The organism is Janthinobacterium sp. GW822-FHT07H10 (genome assembly GCF_058798675.1).
Genome location: NZ_JBXAKS010000006.1, coordinates 177,878 through 193,633, shown reverse-complemented (window position 1 = coordinate 193,633; position 15,756 = coordinate 177,878). Strand labels below are relative to the sequence as shown.

The following is a 15,756-nucleotide window of genomic DNA, read 5'->3' as shown; positions in this document are numbered from 1 at the left end:
GCGGAGTTTCATCCCTTGCATACGCAACTCACCCTGCTGGCCACGGCCGGCAGCAAGCGCGTGCGCCTGATGCAGGCGGCGCGCGCGCAACTGCGCCTGCCGCCGGCACGGGTGCTGGAATGGCGCGACTGGCTGGCGCAACCGGCGCTGCTGGAAGAGTCCTTGCGCCAGCCCGGTCGCTTGAAGATCGAGCCGCCCGGCGACGATGCCGCCGCCCATCTGCTGTTGCTGCATGCGGGCTGCCTGCTGCAGGGCCGCCCTCCCGTGCCTGCGCCCGACCATGGCGAGCTGCTGGCCATGGATGCCTGGTTTGCCGGCTTCGCGGCCGCCATGCAGGCCCTGGCCGCGCAGCTGGCCGCCCTGCCGCACGTGCAGGTCTACAATGCGCCAGCCGAGATCATTCTCATGACGGACAAACTGGCTTGCCAGCGCCACCTGGCGGCGCACGGCGTGCCCATTCCGACTTTGCTGGGCCCCGTGGCAGGCTACGCGCATTTGCAATCGCTGCTGCATGAACACGACCTTGACCGCGTGTATTTAAAACCGCGCTACGGCTCGTCGGCGTCGGGCGTCGTCGCCTATCGCCGGAACCGCGCGGGCAGGCAGCAAGCCACCACCTCGGCGGCATTGTCGCGGGTGGAAGGCCGGACCCGCTTGTTCAACGTCAAGCGCATGGCGCGCTACGAGACGGAGCGCGACATCGCGGCCCTCGTCGACGCGCTGGCCGAGCAAGAACTGTACGCGGAAGCGTGGCTGAACAAGCCGCGCTGCGGCGACAGCCATTACGACCTGCGCGTCGTCACCGTGGCCGGCCGGCCCGCGCACCGCGTGGCGCGCATCGGCGACCGGATGATGACCAATCTGCACCTGGACAACCGGCGCGGCGACGCCGCCGGCCTGTTGGACGCGGCCGACCTGGCGGCGCTGGAGGAAACCGCGGCCCTGGCCGCGCGCGCCTTCCCCGCCAGCCACGTCACGGGCTACGACCTCGTGGTACGCCACGGCCAGGCCCACGCGCTCGAGGCGAACGCCTTCGGCGACCTGCTGCCCGGCCTGCTCTGGCAAGGCGCGGACACTTACGCGGCGCAACTGACACATGTTTAACGACACAGCAATCATCCCCGACATGCACGGCGTCGTGGGCAGCCACGACATCGTCTTCATCACGCTCGACACCTTGCGCTACGATGTGGCGCAGGCGCTGTATGAGGCGGGCGAATTGCCCGTGCTGGGGCGCTTCCTGCCTCAGGGCGGCTGGGAACGGCGCCACTCGCCCGCCACCTTTACGTATGCGGCGCACCAGGCCTTCTTCGCGGGATTTTTGCCCACGCCGGCCGCGCCCGGCCGCCATCCGCGCCTGTTCGCCTCCGCCTTTGCCGGCAGCGAGACGACCTCGAAGCACACCTACGCCTTCGCGGAGGCGGACATTCCCGCCGCGCTGGCCGCGCGCGGCTACCGCACCATCTGCATTGGCGGCGTCGGTTTCTTCAACAAGCAGACGGCGCTGGGCACGGTGCTGCCGTCGCTGTTCCAGGAGAGCCACTGGAGCGCCGGCATGGGCGTGGCCAGCCGCCATTCGACGCAAAAACAGGTGGCGCTGGCCATCGAACGCCTGGCCGACGGCGAACAGCGCACCTTTTTGTTCATCAACGTGGCCGCCCTGCACACGCCGAACCGCGCCTACCTGCCCGGCTGCCGCGCCGACAGTCTGGACAGCCACGCAGCAGCCCTGCGCTATGTGGACGGCGCGCTGGCGCCGCTGTTTGCCGCCTGCGCCGCGCGCGCGCCCACGTTCGCCATCCTCTGCTCGGACCACGGCAGCGCGTATGGCGAAGACGGCTACCGTGGCCACAGGGTGGCGCACGACAGCGTGTGGAACGTGCCGTATGCGCACTTCTTCATCGCGCCAGCCCCATAGACCTTACACCCGCATTCCCAGGAAACCCCACCGTGAACCCATACGTAGCAACGGACACCCTGGCGCAGCGCATGCGCCACACGCCCTACCAGGCGTATTCGTATTCCTATCCGCACAAGGCGGCCTACCGTGGCTTGCCGCAAGCGGCACCACTGGCGCCGCTGTGGGCGCGGCAGGACCGCTCCGCCCTCTTTGCCTACATCCACATCCCGTTTTGCGAGATGCGCTGCGGCTTCTGCAACCTGTTCGCCATGGCGCGACCCGGCGCCGACATGGTCGAGCGCTACGTGCAGCAGGTGCTGGTGCAGATGCGCGCCCTGGCCGGCGCGCTGGGCGAACGCCGATTTGCCCGTTTCGCGCTGGGCGGCGGCACGCCCACCTATCTGTCGCCGGCGCAGCTCGACACCCTGCTGTGCGGCGCGCGCGACATCCTCGGCATCGATTTGCAACGCACGCCGGCCGGCATCGAAGCGTCGCCGGAAACCATCACGGCCGAACGGCTTGCCGTGTGCCGCGCGCATGGCATCGACCGGGTTAGCCTTGGCATCCAGAGCTTTGCCGCCGGCGAAATGCGCGCGCTGGCCCGTCCGCAGCAGAATGCCACCGTGCAACACGCCATCGGCCTGATACGCGCAGCGGGCTTTCCCACGCTGAACCTGGACCTGATCTACGGCATCGCGGGCCAGACCATCGCCAGCCTGCTGGCCTCGATCGACAGCGCGCTGGCCTTCGCGCCCGAGGAGCTGTACCTGTACCCGCTGTACGTGCGCGAGCAGACGGGGCTCGGGAAAGTGGCGCGCCGCCAGGGCGCCGCCACGCTCAACCCCATCATGCTGGCGCGCGACGGCGACAGCCGCCTGGCCCTGTACGCGGCCGCGCGCGACCATCTGCGCGCGCGGGGCTACGTACAAGTCTCGATGCGCATGTTCCGCGCGCCGCATGCGCCGGAACAGGACGGTCCCTCGTACTGCTGCCAGAACGACGGCATGGTGGGACTGGGCGCGGGCGCCCGCTCGTACACGGCCAACCTGCATTATTCGAGCGAATACGCGGTGGCGCGCACGGAAACCATCGGCATCATCGAGCAATACCTGGCGCTCGACGAGGCGCGCTTCGCCCAAGCGGAACACGGCTATGTGCTCGACGCGGCGGAACAGCGGCGCCGTTACGTGATCCAGTCGCTGCTGACGGAGCCGGGCCTGGACCGCGACGCCTACACGGCCCGCTTCGGCACGGCGTGCGAGGACGACTTGCCGCAGCTGGCCGAGCTGCATGCGCTGGAACTGGTGCAGTACGACGGCGCGCTGCTGCGCCTGAACGACCGCGGCTACGCGTATGCCGACACCATCGGCCCGTGGCTGGCGTCCGATACGGTGCGCGCGCTGATGGCGGAAAGCGGCCAGGCGTGCTGACAGCGCCGCCCGGTTTCGCGCAGGCGGGAACGCTGTCCCTGCTGTACCGGGGCACGCTGGCCAGCTGCAATTACGCCTGCGGCTACTGTCCGTTCGCCAAGAAGCGCGACAGCCGCGCCGCACTGGCCCGCGACGCGCGCGAAGTGGCGCGGTTTGTCGACTGGGTGGCGCGCCAGGCGCGCCCCATCGGCATCCTGTTCACGCCGTGGGGCGAAGCGCTGGTCCGGCGCCACTACCGCGCGGCCATGCAGACACTGGCCGCTTTGCCGCACGTGCGCCAGGTGGCGCTGCAGACGAATCTGTCCGGCCCATTGAACTGGCTGGACGGCATGGATGGACGGGACAAGGTCGGCCTGTGGTGCACCTACCACCCGGACCAGACCACCGTGGCGCGCTTCCTCGAACGCTGCGCGCGCCTCGACGCCCTGGGCGTGCGCTATTCCGTCGGCGTGGTGGCCATGCAGGCGCACCTGGACGCCATCCGCGCCCTGCGCGCGGCCCTGCCGGCCCACGTCTACCTGTGGCTGAACGCGTATGACCGCCGTGGCCCCGGCTACTACAGCGCGGAAGACCTGGCCTGGCTCGACGCCATCGACCCATGGTTCGCGCAAAACCGCCGCCCGGCCCCGTCGCGCGGCAAGCCCTGCCTGGCGGGCGAGGCGTCGCTATCCGTCGACGGCGACGGCGAACTGGCGCGCTGCCACTTCGTGCCCGAGCGGCTGGGGAATTTATATACCGACGAACTAGCGGACATCCTGCGCGAAAAACCGTGCCCGCGCTTCAAGTGCGACTGCTATATCGGCTACGCGCAGCGCAAGGACTTGCCGTTCCAGTCCACGTTTGGCAACGGCGTACTGGCGCGCATCGCGCCTTTGCCACAGGCGTAAAAAAGCGCGGGCCAACAGCACCCGCGCTTTTGATCAGCCAGACAACGATGCGCTGATTACTGCGCCGCCACCTTGGCCGGTTCCGTATTCACGGCTGGCGTCATCTTCAGCGAACGGCTGAGGAAGCCCCAGCGGTCGGCCACTTCCTCGATCTGCTTGGCCGTCGGCTTGCCGGCGCCATGGCCCGCCTTGCTGTCGATGCGGATCAGCACGGGCGACGCGCCGCCTTGCGCCGCCTGGGCGGCGGCGGCGAACTTGAAGCTGTGCGCCGGCACGACGCGGTCGTCGTGGTCGGCCGTCGTGATCATGGTGGCCGGATAGCAGCCGCCCGCCTTCAGGTTGTGCAGCGGCGAGTATTTCACCAGCGCCTTGAACTGCTCGGCGTCGTCCGACGAACCATAGTCAGGCACCCAGCCCCAGCCCACGGTGAACTTGTGGAAGCGCAACATGTCGAGCACGCCCACCTGCGGAATCGCTGCCGCGAACAGGTCGGGACGCTGCGTCATGGCCGCGCCCACCAGCAGGCCGCCATTGCTGCCGCCGCCGATCGACAGTTTCGATGGCGACGTGACCTTGTTGGCCACCAGCCATTCGGCCGCGCCGATAAAGTCGTCGAACACGTTTTGCTTGTTCAGCTTGGTACCGGCCTGGTGCCAGGCTTCGCCGTATTCGCCGCCGCCGCGCAGGTTGGCCATCACGTAGACGCCGCCCATTTCCACCCAGGCCAGATTGGCCACGGAGAAGCTCGGCGTCAGCGAAATATTGAAACCGCCATAACCGTACAGGTAGGTCGGGTTCGTGCCATCCAGCTTCATGCCTTTTTTCGAGACGATGAACATCGGCACCTTGGTACCGTCGCGGCTGGTGAAGAATTGCTGGCGTGTTTCAAAGGCGTTCGGGTCGAAATCGACCTTCGGCTGGCGGTACACCGTGCTCTTGCCCGATTTCATGTCGTAGCGGTAAATGGTCGCTGGCGTCGTGAAGCTGGTAAACGAGTAGAACGTTTCCGTGTCACCACGCTTGCCGGCAAAGCCGCCCGCCGAACCGATGCCCGGCAAGGCCACTTCGCGCACCAGCTTGCCATTCAGGTCGACGATCTTGATTTGCGTTTGCGCATCTTTCAGGTAGTCGAGCACCAGCTGGTTGTTGATCAGGTTGACGGCCACGAGGGTTTCCTCGCTTTGCGGCACGATTTCCTTCCAGTCCGCAGGCGCGGGCTTGCGCGTGTCGATGGCGATCACGCGCGATTTCGGCGCCTTGTTGTCCGTCTTGAAGAAGAACACGGGGCCGTCGTTGTCGATGAACGAGTAGGAGGCATCGAACGCTTCCAGCAAGCCCACGACCTTGGCGTTCTTCTGGCGCAAGTCCTTGTAGAAGATGCGGTTCTTGCGTTCCGTGCCCTGCGTGGCCGTGATGATCAGGTAATTGCCGTCGTCGCTGACGGTGCTGCCGCCAAACGCCCATTCCTTCTGGTCGGGGCGGTCGAAGACCAGCACGTCATCGCTTTGCGGCGTGCCGATCTTGTGGAAATACAATTTCTGGAAGTAATTGATATCGGCCAGCTTGGTCGCCTCGTTCGGCGCGTCATAGCGGCTGTAGAAGAAGCCGGTATTGTCCTTGGTCCACGAAGCACCGGAGAACTTGGCCCACTTGATGTGGTCCGTCAAATCCTTGCCCGTCTCGATATCGCGCACTTTCCACTCGTTCCAGTCGGAACCGGAAGCGGCCGTCGCGTAGGCCAGGTATTTGCCGTTCGGGCTGATCGAGGTGCCGGCCAGCGCCACCGTGCCATCGGTGGACAGGGTGTTCGGGTCGAGCAGCAGGCGCGGCTCGTCCGTCAGTTTCTTCACCGTGTACAGCACGGCCTGGTTCTGCAAGCCATCGTTGCGGCTGTAGAAATAACGGCCGCCCTGCTTGGTCGGCGTAGAGAAACGCTCATAGTTCCACAGCTTGGTCAGGCGCTGCTTGATCGCTTCGCGCTCGGGGATGGTGCCCAGGTACGCTTGCGTCAGCTTGTTTTGCGCCGCGACCCACTCGCCCGTCTCGGCACTGTTGGCGTCTTCCAGCCAGCGGTAAGGATCGGCGATGGTGGTGCCGAAATAGCTGTCCTGCTGGTCGACCTTCTTGCTGACCGGATACGTCACGGCAGCGCCGTCGCCTGCCGGGCACGATGGCGTGGCGGCGCTTTGCGCCAGGGCATTGCCACCGAAGGCGGCCATCAAGCTGAATATGAGGGTTGCACTACGTAATTGCATGGGTTTTTGTCTCATTGTTGGATGTCGAGGAAAGCAGGCCGCTCAAGCACGGCTGCCCATGTTGACTTTCGCCAAGAGAAATCATAGCGCGGATTGCCACTTTTAATGCACAGTTATCCGGGCGCTTTACCGACTTTTGTTTGGGAAATTCCCGGCAACGACCATGATTTATCTCGCTTTCACCGAAATCGACAAACGGACGTTCATGCAAGCAACATTATCAAAAACAAAGTCGTTTCATCAAGCGGTCATAAATCTTCTTTACCATCGGCAACATGTTCATGGCCCGTCCAGCGGCCGTGCCGCCACGTAAGCCTATGCACACTCTCGCCCTCCCCGCCGCCACCTGCGCGCCCGCCGTCCCGCCGTCGAACGTGGCCTACCTGAAGCCGCCATCCACACCCATGAACATCGAAGGGACGGACGCCTTGCACGAGATCCTCGCCGGCCGCAAGCTCAGCGCCCTGTTCCAGCCCATCATCCACATGCAAAGTGGCGACATCATCGGTTATGAAGGCTTGATACGGGGCCCGTCCGACAGCCCCCTGCATGCGCCGATGAACCTGTTCAAGGTGGCGCGCGCGAATGACCTGACCCTGGAAGTCGAGCACCTGTGCCGCCAGGTCGTGCTCGAGCGCTTTGCCGAACTGCAGCTGCCCGGCAAGCTGTTCCTCAATGTCAGCCCCGAATGTCTGTTGTTGCGCAATGCGCGCCATGGCGAAACGCTGGAATACATCGAGCACATCGGCATCAATCCGGACCGGGTCATCATCGAGCTGACGGAAAACCAGCCCACCTACGACTACGAACTGATGCGCGAAGCGGTGCTGCATTACCGCAATATGGGTTTCCAGATCGCCATCGACGACCTCGGCGAAGGCTTTTCCAGCCTGCGCCTGTGGTCGGAACTGCGGCCCGAATACGTGAAGATCGACATGCACTTCATCCAGGGCATCAATCACGATCCCGTGAAACTGCAGTTCGTGCGCTCGATCCAGGAAATCGCGGAAAAATCGGGCACCCTGGTGATCGCCGAAGGCATCGAGGCGCAGACGGAACTGCTGGTCTTGCGCGACCTCGGCGTGGCGTTCGGCCAGGGCTACCACCTGGGCCGTCCGAATATGGTGCCGGCGCGCGCGCTGCCGGCCGAAGTGGTGCAGGCGCTGGGGCGCCATGGCGTGGCCGTGTATCCGCAGCGCAGCAACCTGGAGAAGAATGGCGCCAGCATCCGCAAGCTGCTGCACCGCGTGGCGGCCGTCTCGCCCGAGAAAAACAATAACGAGGTGTATGACATTTTCCTGAAAGACCCGAAGCTGATGATCATCCCCGTCGTCGACGCGGGCGTGCCGCTGGGCCTGATCAGCCGCTTCGAGATGATCGACCACTTCGCCCGCCCCTACCAGCGCGAACTGTACGGCAAGAAATCATGCAGCCTGTTCATGGATGCCACGCCCCTGATCGCCGACCACGAGACAAGCTTGCAGGAACTCAGCTACACCATGGTGCAATCGGATGCCCATCACCTGTTCAACGGTTTCATCATCACCGAGCACGGCCGCTATCTGGGCATGGGCACGGGACACGACCTGATGCGCGAAATCACGCAGATGCAGATCAACGCGGCGCGCTACGCCAATCCCCTCACGCAATTGCCCGGCAACGTGCCCATCAACGAGCACATCGACCGCCTGCTGCACAGCGGCAGCCGCTTCTGGGTCTGCTATTGCGACCTCGACCATTTCAAGCCCTTCAACGATGTGTACGGCTACCGCAAGGGCGACGACGTGATCCAGCTGACGGGAGAAATCCTCAGCGGCCATTGCGACCCGAACCGCGACTTCATCGGCCATATCGGCGGCGACGATTTCATGATCCTGTTCCAGAGCGAAGACTGGGAAACGCGCTGCCAGGCCATGCTGAACGATTTCGCGGCCGCCATCCTCGCCTACTACAGCACGGGCGACTGCGAACGGGGCGGCTACATCAGCGAAGACCGGCAAGGCAAGAAAGTGTTTTACTCCTTGATCAGCCTGTCGCTGGGCGTGATCAAGGTGGAAGCGCACCAGTACTACACGCACCATCAAATTGCCACGCAGGCGGCGGAAGCGAAGAAGCAGGCCAAGAAGATCCACGGCAACAGCCTGTTCCTGGACCGGCGCCAGGGCGCGGGCGTGGCGCGCATGGATGCGTAGCGAGCACTGGCAGTAAGCAGGCCGCTAGATACGCAGCAGTTCGCTGAACGCATTCGTACCGCAGGCATCGGGCGGAAAAGCCAGCGCGATGCGATCGCCAGCGCGCCGCGCCTGCACGCGGTAGTTGCCCACTGGCAGCTCCACGAACAGGCCGCCGTACGCCGTGTCCGGCTCCAGACCGCCGCCCGTCACATCCTCGCCGGCGCCGATGAAGACGCGGCCCGAAACGACGGCCAGATGCACGCTGGCATGCGGCGCGAGCAGTTCGGCGAGCAACTCGATCTCGTACGCGCCATCGCTGCCCAGATTGAAGAACGCCACCTGTCCCGCATTCACGGCCGCCAGTTCCGCGCCGGGCATGCTCCACCAGTCGCAGTCATCGGCCAGCTTGTGGCGCACGCCTGCGGGATCGAACACGCACACGGTGGCCGTGTCGGTCGACAGCGTGAACGTGCGGCCTGCCACGGCTGGCATCAGGCCAGCCGCGGCGCGGGGCCCAGCAGCGGCTGGCTGGCGACATACGCCTCGCCGGCCTCGGCATCCCACGGGAAGTGGCCGGCGCGCGACGGCCAGACGATTTGCTGCAAGGTAAAATCATTGCCCTGGTAATACCAGCGCGCATAGCCGACGTAGTCGCGGTATTGCGCCTCGGGCACGCGCACGAACGCGCAGGGATGGCCTTTCAGCAAGGCGTCCGTGGTGCAGGTGAAATCCGTGATGGCGCCGCTGCGCGCGGCATCGAGCGCCACGTCGAGTATCTGATGGGCCGTCGCCTGCGGCAAGCCCATGATCAGGAAGTCGGGCAAGCCGAAGCTATGGTAGACGCCGATCGTGAAACTGTAGCCGGGGCCTTCTTCATCGCCGCTGATATGCACGCAATGCCAGCCATGCGTGGCAATGTCATCGATGACTTTTTGCTCTGATGCATCTTCGCCTGCCTGCCTGACCATCGTCCACCTTTCACTGTACTGTATCGCAATCCATGCCCCGCGCACCGCGCTCACTTGACACGACGGACATACTGAGCGGCAATTATCGCATGGCTGCGGCAGCGCCGCATCAGGCGTGCGGTGGCGCCGGCAAGACGTGCGCCTGGCGCCATTGCCGCGTCAATTCCTGCGCCGCCTGCAAGGCTTCGGGCGCCAGCTTGCCGGCGCTGGCTTCGCGGGCGCTGCCGGCCGCGCCGTCGCCGCCTTCGGCCGCCAGCTCCAGCCACATGTAGGCGCGCACGGGGTCCTTGCCCACGCCGCGGCCGCTGTTATACATGCCGCCCAGGTTGTACTGGGCCAGTGCATGGCCTTGCTCGGCCGCGCGCGCATACCAGTGCACGGCCAGGCCATCGTCCTGCGGCACACCGTGGCCATTCGCGTACATGACGCCCAGGTTGTTTTGCGCGCTGGCATCGCCCTGCTCGGCGGCCGTGCGGTACCAGCGCACGGCGCAGACCTCGTCGCGGGCCACGCCGTGGCCGTTGGCATACATCACGCCCAGGTTGAACTGGGCGTTCGACGCACCCTGGGCCGCCGCCCTCGCATACCAGTCGAGCGCCTGGCGCAAGTCGCGGACGATGCCGCGCCCTCCCGCATACATGCCGCCCAGGTTGTATTGCGCCATGCAGTGCCCTTGCAAGGCGGCGCGGCGGTACCAGCCGACGGCGCGCGCCTCGTCCTTGTCCACGCCCTGCCCGCGCGCCAGCATCAGGCCCACGTTGAACTGGGCGTCGGCATCGTCCTGCTCGGCCGCGCGCTGCAGCCACGCATACGCGCGCAGCTGGTCGGGCGCCACGCCCAGGCCCTGCGCATACGCCACACCGAGTTGCCGTTGCGCCACGGCCAAGCCCTGCGCAGCCGCCTGGCGGAACCAGGCCAGCGCCTGCGCATCGCTTTGCGCCACGCCCTGGCCCCGCTTGTAGACGAGGCCCAGGTTCAGCTGTGCCTGGGCATCGCCCTGCAAGGCGGCCTTGCGGAACCAGGCCAGGGCCAGCGCATCGTTCTTTTTCGCGCCCAGCCCCTGCGCATACGCTTCGCCCAGCAGCGATTGCGCGCTGGCCACGCCCTGCTCGGACGCGCGGTAGAACCAGGCCAGGGCCAGCTCGTCGCTTTGCAGCACGCCGCGTCCCTTGCGGTACATCTGCCCCAGGTTCTGTTGGGCCGAGGCATCGCCCTGGGCCGCCGCGCGGCGGAACCACAGCACGGCCTCTTCGTCGCTCTGCGCCACGCCACGACCGTGGTAATACAGGGCGCCCAGGTGATTCTGCGCGAAAGCCAGGCCCTGCAGCGCCGCCAGGCGCAGCCAGACAAACGCGCGCGCGTCGTCATGCACGACGCCTTCGCCCTTCTTGTACATCAAGCCCAGATTGAACTGGGCATAGGCATTGCCCTGCTCGGCCGCCGTGCGAAACCAGATATACGCCTGGTGGCTGTCTCTGGCAGTATGGTGCTTGTCCATGTGCGCCCCCATCCACATTGCGCTTGCCGGCAGCGCGCGCAAAACGGCGGCCCAGGGCGGCGAAATCGTGTGTGTTGCCTAAATTTTAAATTCGATGCGGGCGAAGGGCTTGAGCGAACTCAAAGAAAATAACAAAATTATATCGTTTTGATGAGTCCGCTTTTGGGCAAGCGCGATGGCATTGACGCTACGCGTCTTCCGCGTCTTGCTGGCCGAAAATGTCTCGTTGAAGGATCGTGCCCGTCTGGGCTGCGCGCCAGGGCGGCGCGCGGCCGTCAGCGGCGCGACGGGTGTTTCTGCAGGAATTGCGGCACTTTCGCGGCCGCCAGCTTGTTCAGCGACACGAGCAGGTCCGCATCGACATCGGCGATGCCGTAGTTGCTGCGCAAATGGCGGCCGATATGGATCAGCACTTGCGCCGCCACTTCCGCATCGGACTCGGCCCTGTGGGCCGCGCTCTTGAAAGCGATGCCCAGCTGGCTGGACAGCAGCCCCAGCTTGTAGCTGGACATGCCGGGAAACACGCGGCGCGACAGTTTCAGCGAGCACACGAGCGACTGGTGCGCGGGCGCCAGGTTCAAGCGGGCGCTTTCCGCGCGCAAAAACTTTTCGTCGAAGCTGGCATTGTGCGCCGACAGGGCGTCGCTGCCGATGAAGTCGAGCAATTGCGGCACCACGTCGGCCACGGGCGGCGCCTTGTCCACCATCGCCTGCGTGATGCCCGTCAAGCCCGTGATGAACGAGGGAATGCGCGCATTGCAGTTGATCAGGGTCACGTAGCGGTCCGTGATCTGCCCGCCCTCGATGCGCAGCGCCGCCACTTCCGTGATGCGGTCGCCCATGTCGGGCGACAGACCGGTCGTCTCGAAGTCGATCATGACGATCGGTTTGTCAAACACATTCATGGAGCGCTCTTTCGTGGGTACGGCCAAGGGGTACGACTAGGATATCGATAAAATGCCCAGGGCAAGGGGCGGCAACGCCGCCATGGGCATTGTATCAGCCGAACTTGCGCACGGCGTCCAGCGCCAATCCCGCACCGATGCTGCCGAACAGGTCGCCTTCGACCTTGCGCGCCGCCGGCACCAGGGCCGCGATCTTTTCGCGCAGCAGGCGCACGCCGCTCGAGCCGCCCGTGAAGAACACCGTGTCGACGGCTTCCGGCGCCACGCCCGCGTCGCGCAGCAGGCGCAGCACGGTTTCTTCCACGGAACCGCACAGGTGGCCGATGGCTTCGTCGAACTGCGCACGTTTCAGCAACAGGCTTTGCGCGGGCGACAAACGGTCCAGCTCCAGCTGCACTTCGGCCGCGTCGGACAGGGCAATCTTGCCTTCTTCCACTTTCATGGCCAGCCAGTGGCCGGCCCGTTCGTCGATCAGCTTTTGCAGGCGGCCCATCTTGTCTTGCTCACGCGCATCACGGCAGACGTCGGCCAGCTGCACCCAGATCTTCTTCGTGTACGCGAGGTTGATCGTGTGCCAGGTGGCCAGGTTGAAATAATAGCTCGATGGCACTTCGCTATTGTTGTGCAGGCGGCTGCCATAGCCCAGCAGCGGCATGACGGACGACAGGCTCAGGTATTTATCGAAGTCCGTGCCGCCGATGTGCACGCCGCCGGTGGCGAGGATGTCGTCGCGGCGCTCGGCCTTCTTCGCCCGGTCGGGCGACAGGCGCACCAGCGAAAAGTCGGACGTGCCGCCGCCGATGTCGGCGATCAGCACCAGCTCTTCCCTGGCGATCTGCGACTCGTAGTCGAAGGCGGCGGCGATCGGCTCGAACTGGAAGGCCACATCCTTGAAGCCGACGGAACGGGCCACTTCGGCCAGGGTGTCCTGCGCCAGCTGGTCGGCCTGGGCATTGTCGTCGATAAAGAAGACGGGACGGCCGAACACGGCGGACGAGAATTCGCGGCCGGCCGACTGTTCGGCGCGGCGCTTCACTTCACCGATGAATTGCGCCAGCAACATGCGGAACGGCAGCGCGCGGCCGCCCACTTCCGTCTGGCCGTCGATGAGGCTGGTGCCCAGCAAGCTCTTGAGCGAACGCATCAGGCGGCCCTCGTAGCCGGCCAGATAACCGGCCAGCGCGGCGCGGCCAAAACTGACTTCCTCGTCTTCCGCATTGAAGAAGACGACGGATGGCAAGGTCGTCTTGCCATCTTCCAGGCCGAGCATGGTGCTCTGCCCTGGACGTGCCCAACCTACCGTGGAATTTGACGTGCCGAAATCGACGCCGCAAGCATTGGCCATGTCGACCCTTCCCTGAATAAAGGGGCGTTATGTTATCAGAACGGGCGCCATTGCACCAGAAAAATACGTCCGGCACGGCCAAGACAACAAGCTTGCTCTGCATCAAATACCCGCGGCGCGCAAAAGCTACTCTTGGGAAATTGACGCCGAGCAATTCGGCCAGCTCCCGGAGACCCATCGTGCCCCTCGTCCGCCTGCCCCATCCACTCCTGCCAGCTGGCTTGCTGGCTGCCGTCCTCATTGTCCTGGCTGGCTGCGGCGGCGGTGGCGGCGATGCCCAGGCAGGCGCCGGCTGCTCGCTGCACGGCACGGCCGGCTGCGGCGGCAGCCCGCCGCCGCCCATCGTGCCGCCCGTGACGCCGCCCGTCACCCCGCCGGTGACGCCCCCCGTCACGCCGCCCGAACCGGCCAGTCTGGCCAGCGCCGTCACGCTCGTCTTTTCCAGCACAGAACTGGCCTCGGCCGGCCTGGCCGGCAGCGAGGTGGCCGTCACAGCCCTCGTCAAGGATGGCGCCAACCTGGCCTTGCCGAACGCAAAGATATCGTTCAGCGCCGATGCCGGCATCCTTGGCAACGTCGATGCCGTGACGGACAAGAATGGCCGGGCACGCGCCCTGCTGGGCACGGGCGGCGCGAATGCCAACCGCAGCATCACGGTGACGGCCACAGTCGGGCCGCGCACGGGCAGCGGCACGGTGGCCGTCACCGGCAGCACGCTCGAACTGCAGGGACCGGCATCCCTGATGCTGGGCCAGGGCAGCGACCTGACCGTCACCGTGCGCGACTCGGCGCGCAAGCCCGTGGCCGGCGCCGCCATCGCTTACAGCACGGGCGCCGGCAACAGCGTGCGCGTCAAGGGGGACGGCGCGGCGCTCAGCAATGCGCAAGGCCAGCTGGTGCTGCGGCTGAGCGCTGGCAGCCTGGGCAAGGATACCGTCTCCGTCAGCGCGCTGGGCGCCGCCGCCACGCAGGCGTATGCCGTGGCCGGCAGCGACCTGCGCCTGAGCCCGGCCGTGGGCCAGGATGCGGGCGGCGCCGACGTCCTGCCGGAAGTGGCGACATTGGCCTGCCAGCCCATCGATGCGCGCTATGAGAAGGCGGGCGTGGCGCAGTCCGGCAGCGCCAGCCTGTCCACCTCGCGCGGCAGCCTGTTCAGTGACAGTGTTTGCGGCCAGGCGCTGCCGGCCAGCCTGATCTTCAACAATGGCAACTTGCCGCGCAGCTATATCCAGTCCGCGCATGCGGGCGTGGCCACCGTCACGGCGGCCGTGGCGGGCGGCCCGACGGCGCAGACGCGGCTCGAATTCGTCGCGCCGCTGAGCGGCGCCAGCAAGCTCGCCGTGCAGGCCGAGCCGGCCGTCCTGCGTGCCAATCCCGGCAATGGCGCGCCTGCCGACAACGTCAGCGTCATCAGTGCCGTCGTGCGCGATGGCGCGGCGAACAACCTGGTCAAGAACGCGCCCGTCGTGTTTACCATCTTAAGCGACCCCAGCGGCGGCCACCTGCGGCAAACGGGCCGGGTCTTCAGCGGCAGCGACGGCCTGGCGCGCAGCGTGTATGTGGCCGGCCCGGCCGACAGCGGACGCGACGGCGTAGTGCTGCAGGCCCGCATCGAGGGTGCCGCGCAGGCCGCGGCCACAGGCCTCGTGCGCCTGACGGTGGCCAGGCAGGCGCTGTCGATCAAGCTGGGCACGGGCAACCTGGTGCGCGAACACTCGGCCAGCGTGCTGCAGAAGGAATTCGCCGTCTTTGTTTCCGACAGCGCCGGCAATGCCGTCTCCGGCGTGGCCATCACGGCCGCCGCCTGGCCCAGCCGCTATGCCAAGGGCTATTATGTGTGGCAGGCGGACAAGCCCGAGTTCCCCGACACGGGCGTGTGGCGCCTGGCCCTGCCCCATTACAGCTGCGCCAACGAGGATGTCTTGCGCAACGGCATCTATGACGCCGCCTACGACCGCAATGGCAATGGCGTGCTCGATCCGGGCATCCCGCTGACCGTCAGCGCCAGCGGCCTGAGCGATGCACTGGGCATGGCCACCGTCACCGTCAGCTATCCGCGCAATTACGGTTCCTGGGTGCAACTGACCCTCACCGTCAGGGGCACGGTCAGCGGCACGGAAGCGAGCGCCACGGCGGAATTGCCGCTGGCGACCGTGGCCAGGGATTTCAGCGAGCGCCGCGTGGCGCCGCCAGGACAGACCAGCCCGTATGGCAGCGGCGCTTGCGACAGCGCCGATTAGGGGCTGGCGGCGGCCATATCCCTTGCCAATCAGTCATATTTTTTGCAACATGAATAAGAAAACAGTCTTGCCATAAGGCAATCTTTTACGCTATGCTCAGCTTTCCCGTCCTGGCCGCCACAAGCGGCCGGGCCTGCAGGAATACTTTGAGACA

Annotated in this window: 12 protein-coding genes; 6 read left to right on the top strand and 6 right to left on the bottom strand. The window is 65.8% G+C overall.

The window, feature by feature from the left end:
- Positions 1 to 15: 15 nt before the first annotated feature.
- The 4 genes from AC1RDJ_RS15955 to AC1RDJ_RS15940 are packed head-to-tail and all read left to right on the top strand — an operon-like array spanning position 16 to position 4,217.
- On the top strand, positions 16 to 1,104 hold the full coding sequence (locus AC1RDJ_RS15955) for an STM4014 family protein (RefSeq protein WP_493028053.1): 1,089 nt from the start codon (positions 16 to 18) through the stop codon (positions 1,102 to 1,104).
- Positions 1,097 to 1,918: an STM4013/SEN3800 family hydrolase gene (locus AC1RDJ_RS15950; RefSeq protein ID WP_493028052.1), complete on the top strand. Its 822-nt coding sequence runs from the start codon at positions 1,097 to 1,099 to the stop codon at positions 1,916 to 1,918. The genes AC1RDJ_RS15955 and AC1RDJ_RS15950 overlap by 8 nt, the downstream gene beginning before the upstream one ends.
- 32 nt (positions 1,919 to 1,950) lie before the next feature.
- Positions 1,951 to 3,330 carry an STM4012 family radical SAM protein gene (locus tag AC1RDJ_RS15945; RefSeq protein WP_493028051.1) on the top strand — a complete coding sequence of 460 codons (1,380 nt, stop codon included), beginning with the start codon at positions 1,951 to 1,953 and terminating at the stop codon, positions 3,328 to 3,330.
- Complete coding sequence (locus tag AC1RDJ_RS15940; protein ID WP_493028050.1) at positions 3,324 to 4,217, top strand: STM4011 family radical SAM protein; 894 nt, start codon at positions 3,324 to 3,326, stop codon at positions 4,215 to 4,217. The genes AC1RDJ_RS15945 and AC1RDJ_RS15940 overlap by 7 nt, the downstream gene beginning before the upstream one ends.
- Positions 4,218 to 4,273: 56 nt before the next feature.
- Here the strand turns inward: AC1RDJ_RS15940 and AC1RDJ_RS15935 are convergent, their stop codons facing one another.
- Positions 4,274 to 6,472, bottom strand: a complete 2,199-nt coding sequence (locus AC1RDJ_RS15935; RefSeq protein WP_493028048.1) for a prolyl oligopeptidase family serine peptidase — start codon at positions 6,470 to 6,472, stop codon at positions 4,274 to 4,276.
- Between the two features lie 404 nt (positions 6,473 to 6,876).
- On the opposite strand from AC1RDJ_RS15935, the gene AC1RDJ_RS15930 reads away from it, so the two are divergent.
- Positions 6,877 to 8,664, top strand: a complete 1,788-nt coding sequence (locus AC1RDJ_RS15930) for a GGDEF domain-containing protein (RefSeq protein ID WP_071323779.1) — start codon at positions 6,877 to 6,879, stop codon at positions 8,662 to 8,664.
- Between the two features lie 24 nt (positions 8,665 to 8,688).
- On the opposite strand, the gene AC1RDJ_RS15925 is transcribed toward AC1RDJ_RS15930, so the two are convergent.
- The 5 genes from AC1RDJ_RS15925 to AC1RDJ_RS15905 all read right to left on the bottom strand — a co-directional run bounded on the left by AC1RDJ_RS15925 (position 8,689) and on the right by AC1RDJ_RS15905 (position 13,362).
- Complete coding sequence (locus AC1RDJ_RS15925) at positions 8,689 to 9,138, bottom strand: DUF6386 family protein (protein ID WP_493028047.1); 450 nt, start codon at positions 9,136 to 9,138, stop codon at positions 8,689 to 8,691.
- Complete coding sequence (locus AC1RDJ_RS15920; RefSeq protein ID WP_493028046.1) at positions 9,138 to 9,614, bottom strand: DUF4262 domain-containing protein; 477 nt, start codon at positions 9,612 to 9,614, stop codon at positions 9,138 to 9,140. The genes AC1RDJ_RS15925 and AC1RDJ_RS15920 overlap by 1 nt, the downstream gene beginning before the upstream one ends.
- Before the next feature lie 109 nt (positions 9,615 to 9,723).
- Entirely contained in the window at positions 9,724 to 11,112 is a 1,389-nt protein-coding gene (locus AC1RDJ_RS15915) for a tetratricopeptide repeat protein (RefSeq protein ID WP_493028045.1), read from the bottom strand.
- A gap of 275 nt (positions 11,113 to 11,387) precedes the next feature.
- A complete protein-coding gene (locus tag AC1RDJ_RS15910; protein ID WP_493028043.1) occupies positions 11,388 to 12,017 on the bottom strand; it encodes a 3'-5' exonuclease in 630 nt (209 codons plus the stop codon).
- Between the two features lie 94 nt (positions 12,018 to 12,111).
- Positions 12,112 to 13,362 carry an Hsp70 family protein gene (locus AC1RDJ_RS15905; protein WP_071323782.1) on the bottom strand — a complete coding sequence of 417 codons (1,251 nt, stop codon included), beginning with the start codon at positions 13,360 to 13,362 and terminating at the stop codon, positions 12,112 to 12,114.
- 179 nt (positions 13,363 to 13,541) lie between these two features.
- On the opposite strand from AC1RDJ_RS15905, the gene AC1RDJ_RS15900 reads away from it, so the two are divergent.
- Positions 13,542 to 15,602 carry an Ig-like domain-containing protein gene (locus tag AC1RDJ_RS15900; RefSeq protein ID WP_493028042.1) on the top strand — a complete coding sequence of 687 codons (2,061 nt, stop codon included), beginning with the start codon at positions 13,542 to 13,544 and terminating at the stop codon, positions 15,600 to 15,602.
- The last annotated feature ends 154 nt before the right edge of the window (positions 15,603 to 15,756 follow it).

Bases quoted from the DNA above. Each gene is read 5' to 3' on its own strand.
- AC1RDJ_RS15950 (WP_493028052.1), top strand. From the start codon at position 1,097: ATGTTTAACGACACAGCAATCATCCCCGACATGCACGGCGTCGTGGGC.
- AC1RDJ_RS15935 (WP_493028048.1), bottom strand. From the start codon at position 6,472: ATGCAATTACGTAGTGCAACCCTCATATTCAGCTTGATGGCCGCCTTC.
- AC1RDJ_RS15930 (WP_071323779.1), top strand. From the start codon at position 6,877: ATGAACATCGAAGGGACGGACGCCTTGCACGAGATCCTCGCCGGCCGC.
- AC1RDJ_RS15925 (WP_493028047.1), bottom strand. From the start codon at position 9,138: ATGCCAGCCGTGGCAGGCCGCACGTTCACGCTGTCGACCGACACGGCC.
- AC1RDJ_RS15920 (WP_493028046.1), bottom strand. From the start codon at position 9,614: ATGGTCAGGCAGGCAGGCGAAGATGCATCAGAGCAAAAAGTCATCGAT.
- AC1RDJ_RS15915 (WP_493028045.1), bottom strand. From the start codon at position 11,112: ATGGACAAGCACCATACTGCCAGAGACAGCCACCAGGCGTATATCTGG.
- AC1RDJ_RS15910 (WP_493028043.1), bottom strand. From the start codon at position 12,017: ATGAATGTGTTTGACAAACCGATCGTCATGATCGACTTCGAGACGACC.
- AC1RDJ_RS15905 (WP_071323782.1), bottom strand. From the start codon at position 13,362: ATGGCCAATGCTTGCGGCGTCGATTTCGGCACGTCAAATTCCACGGTA.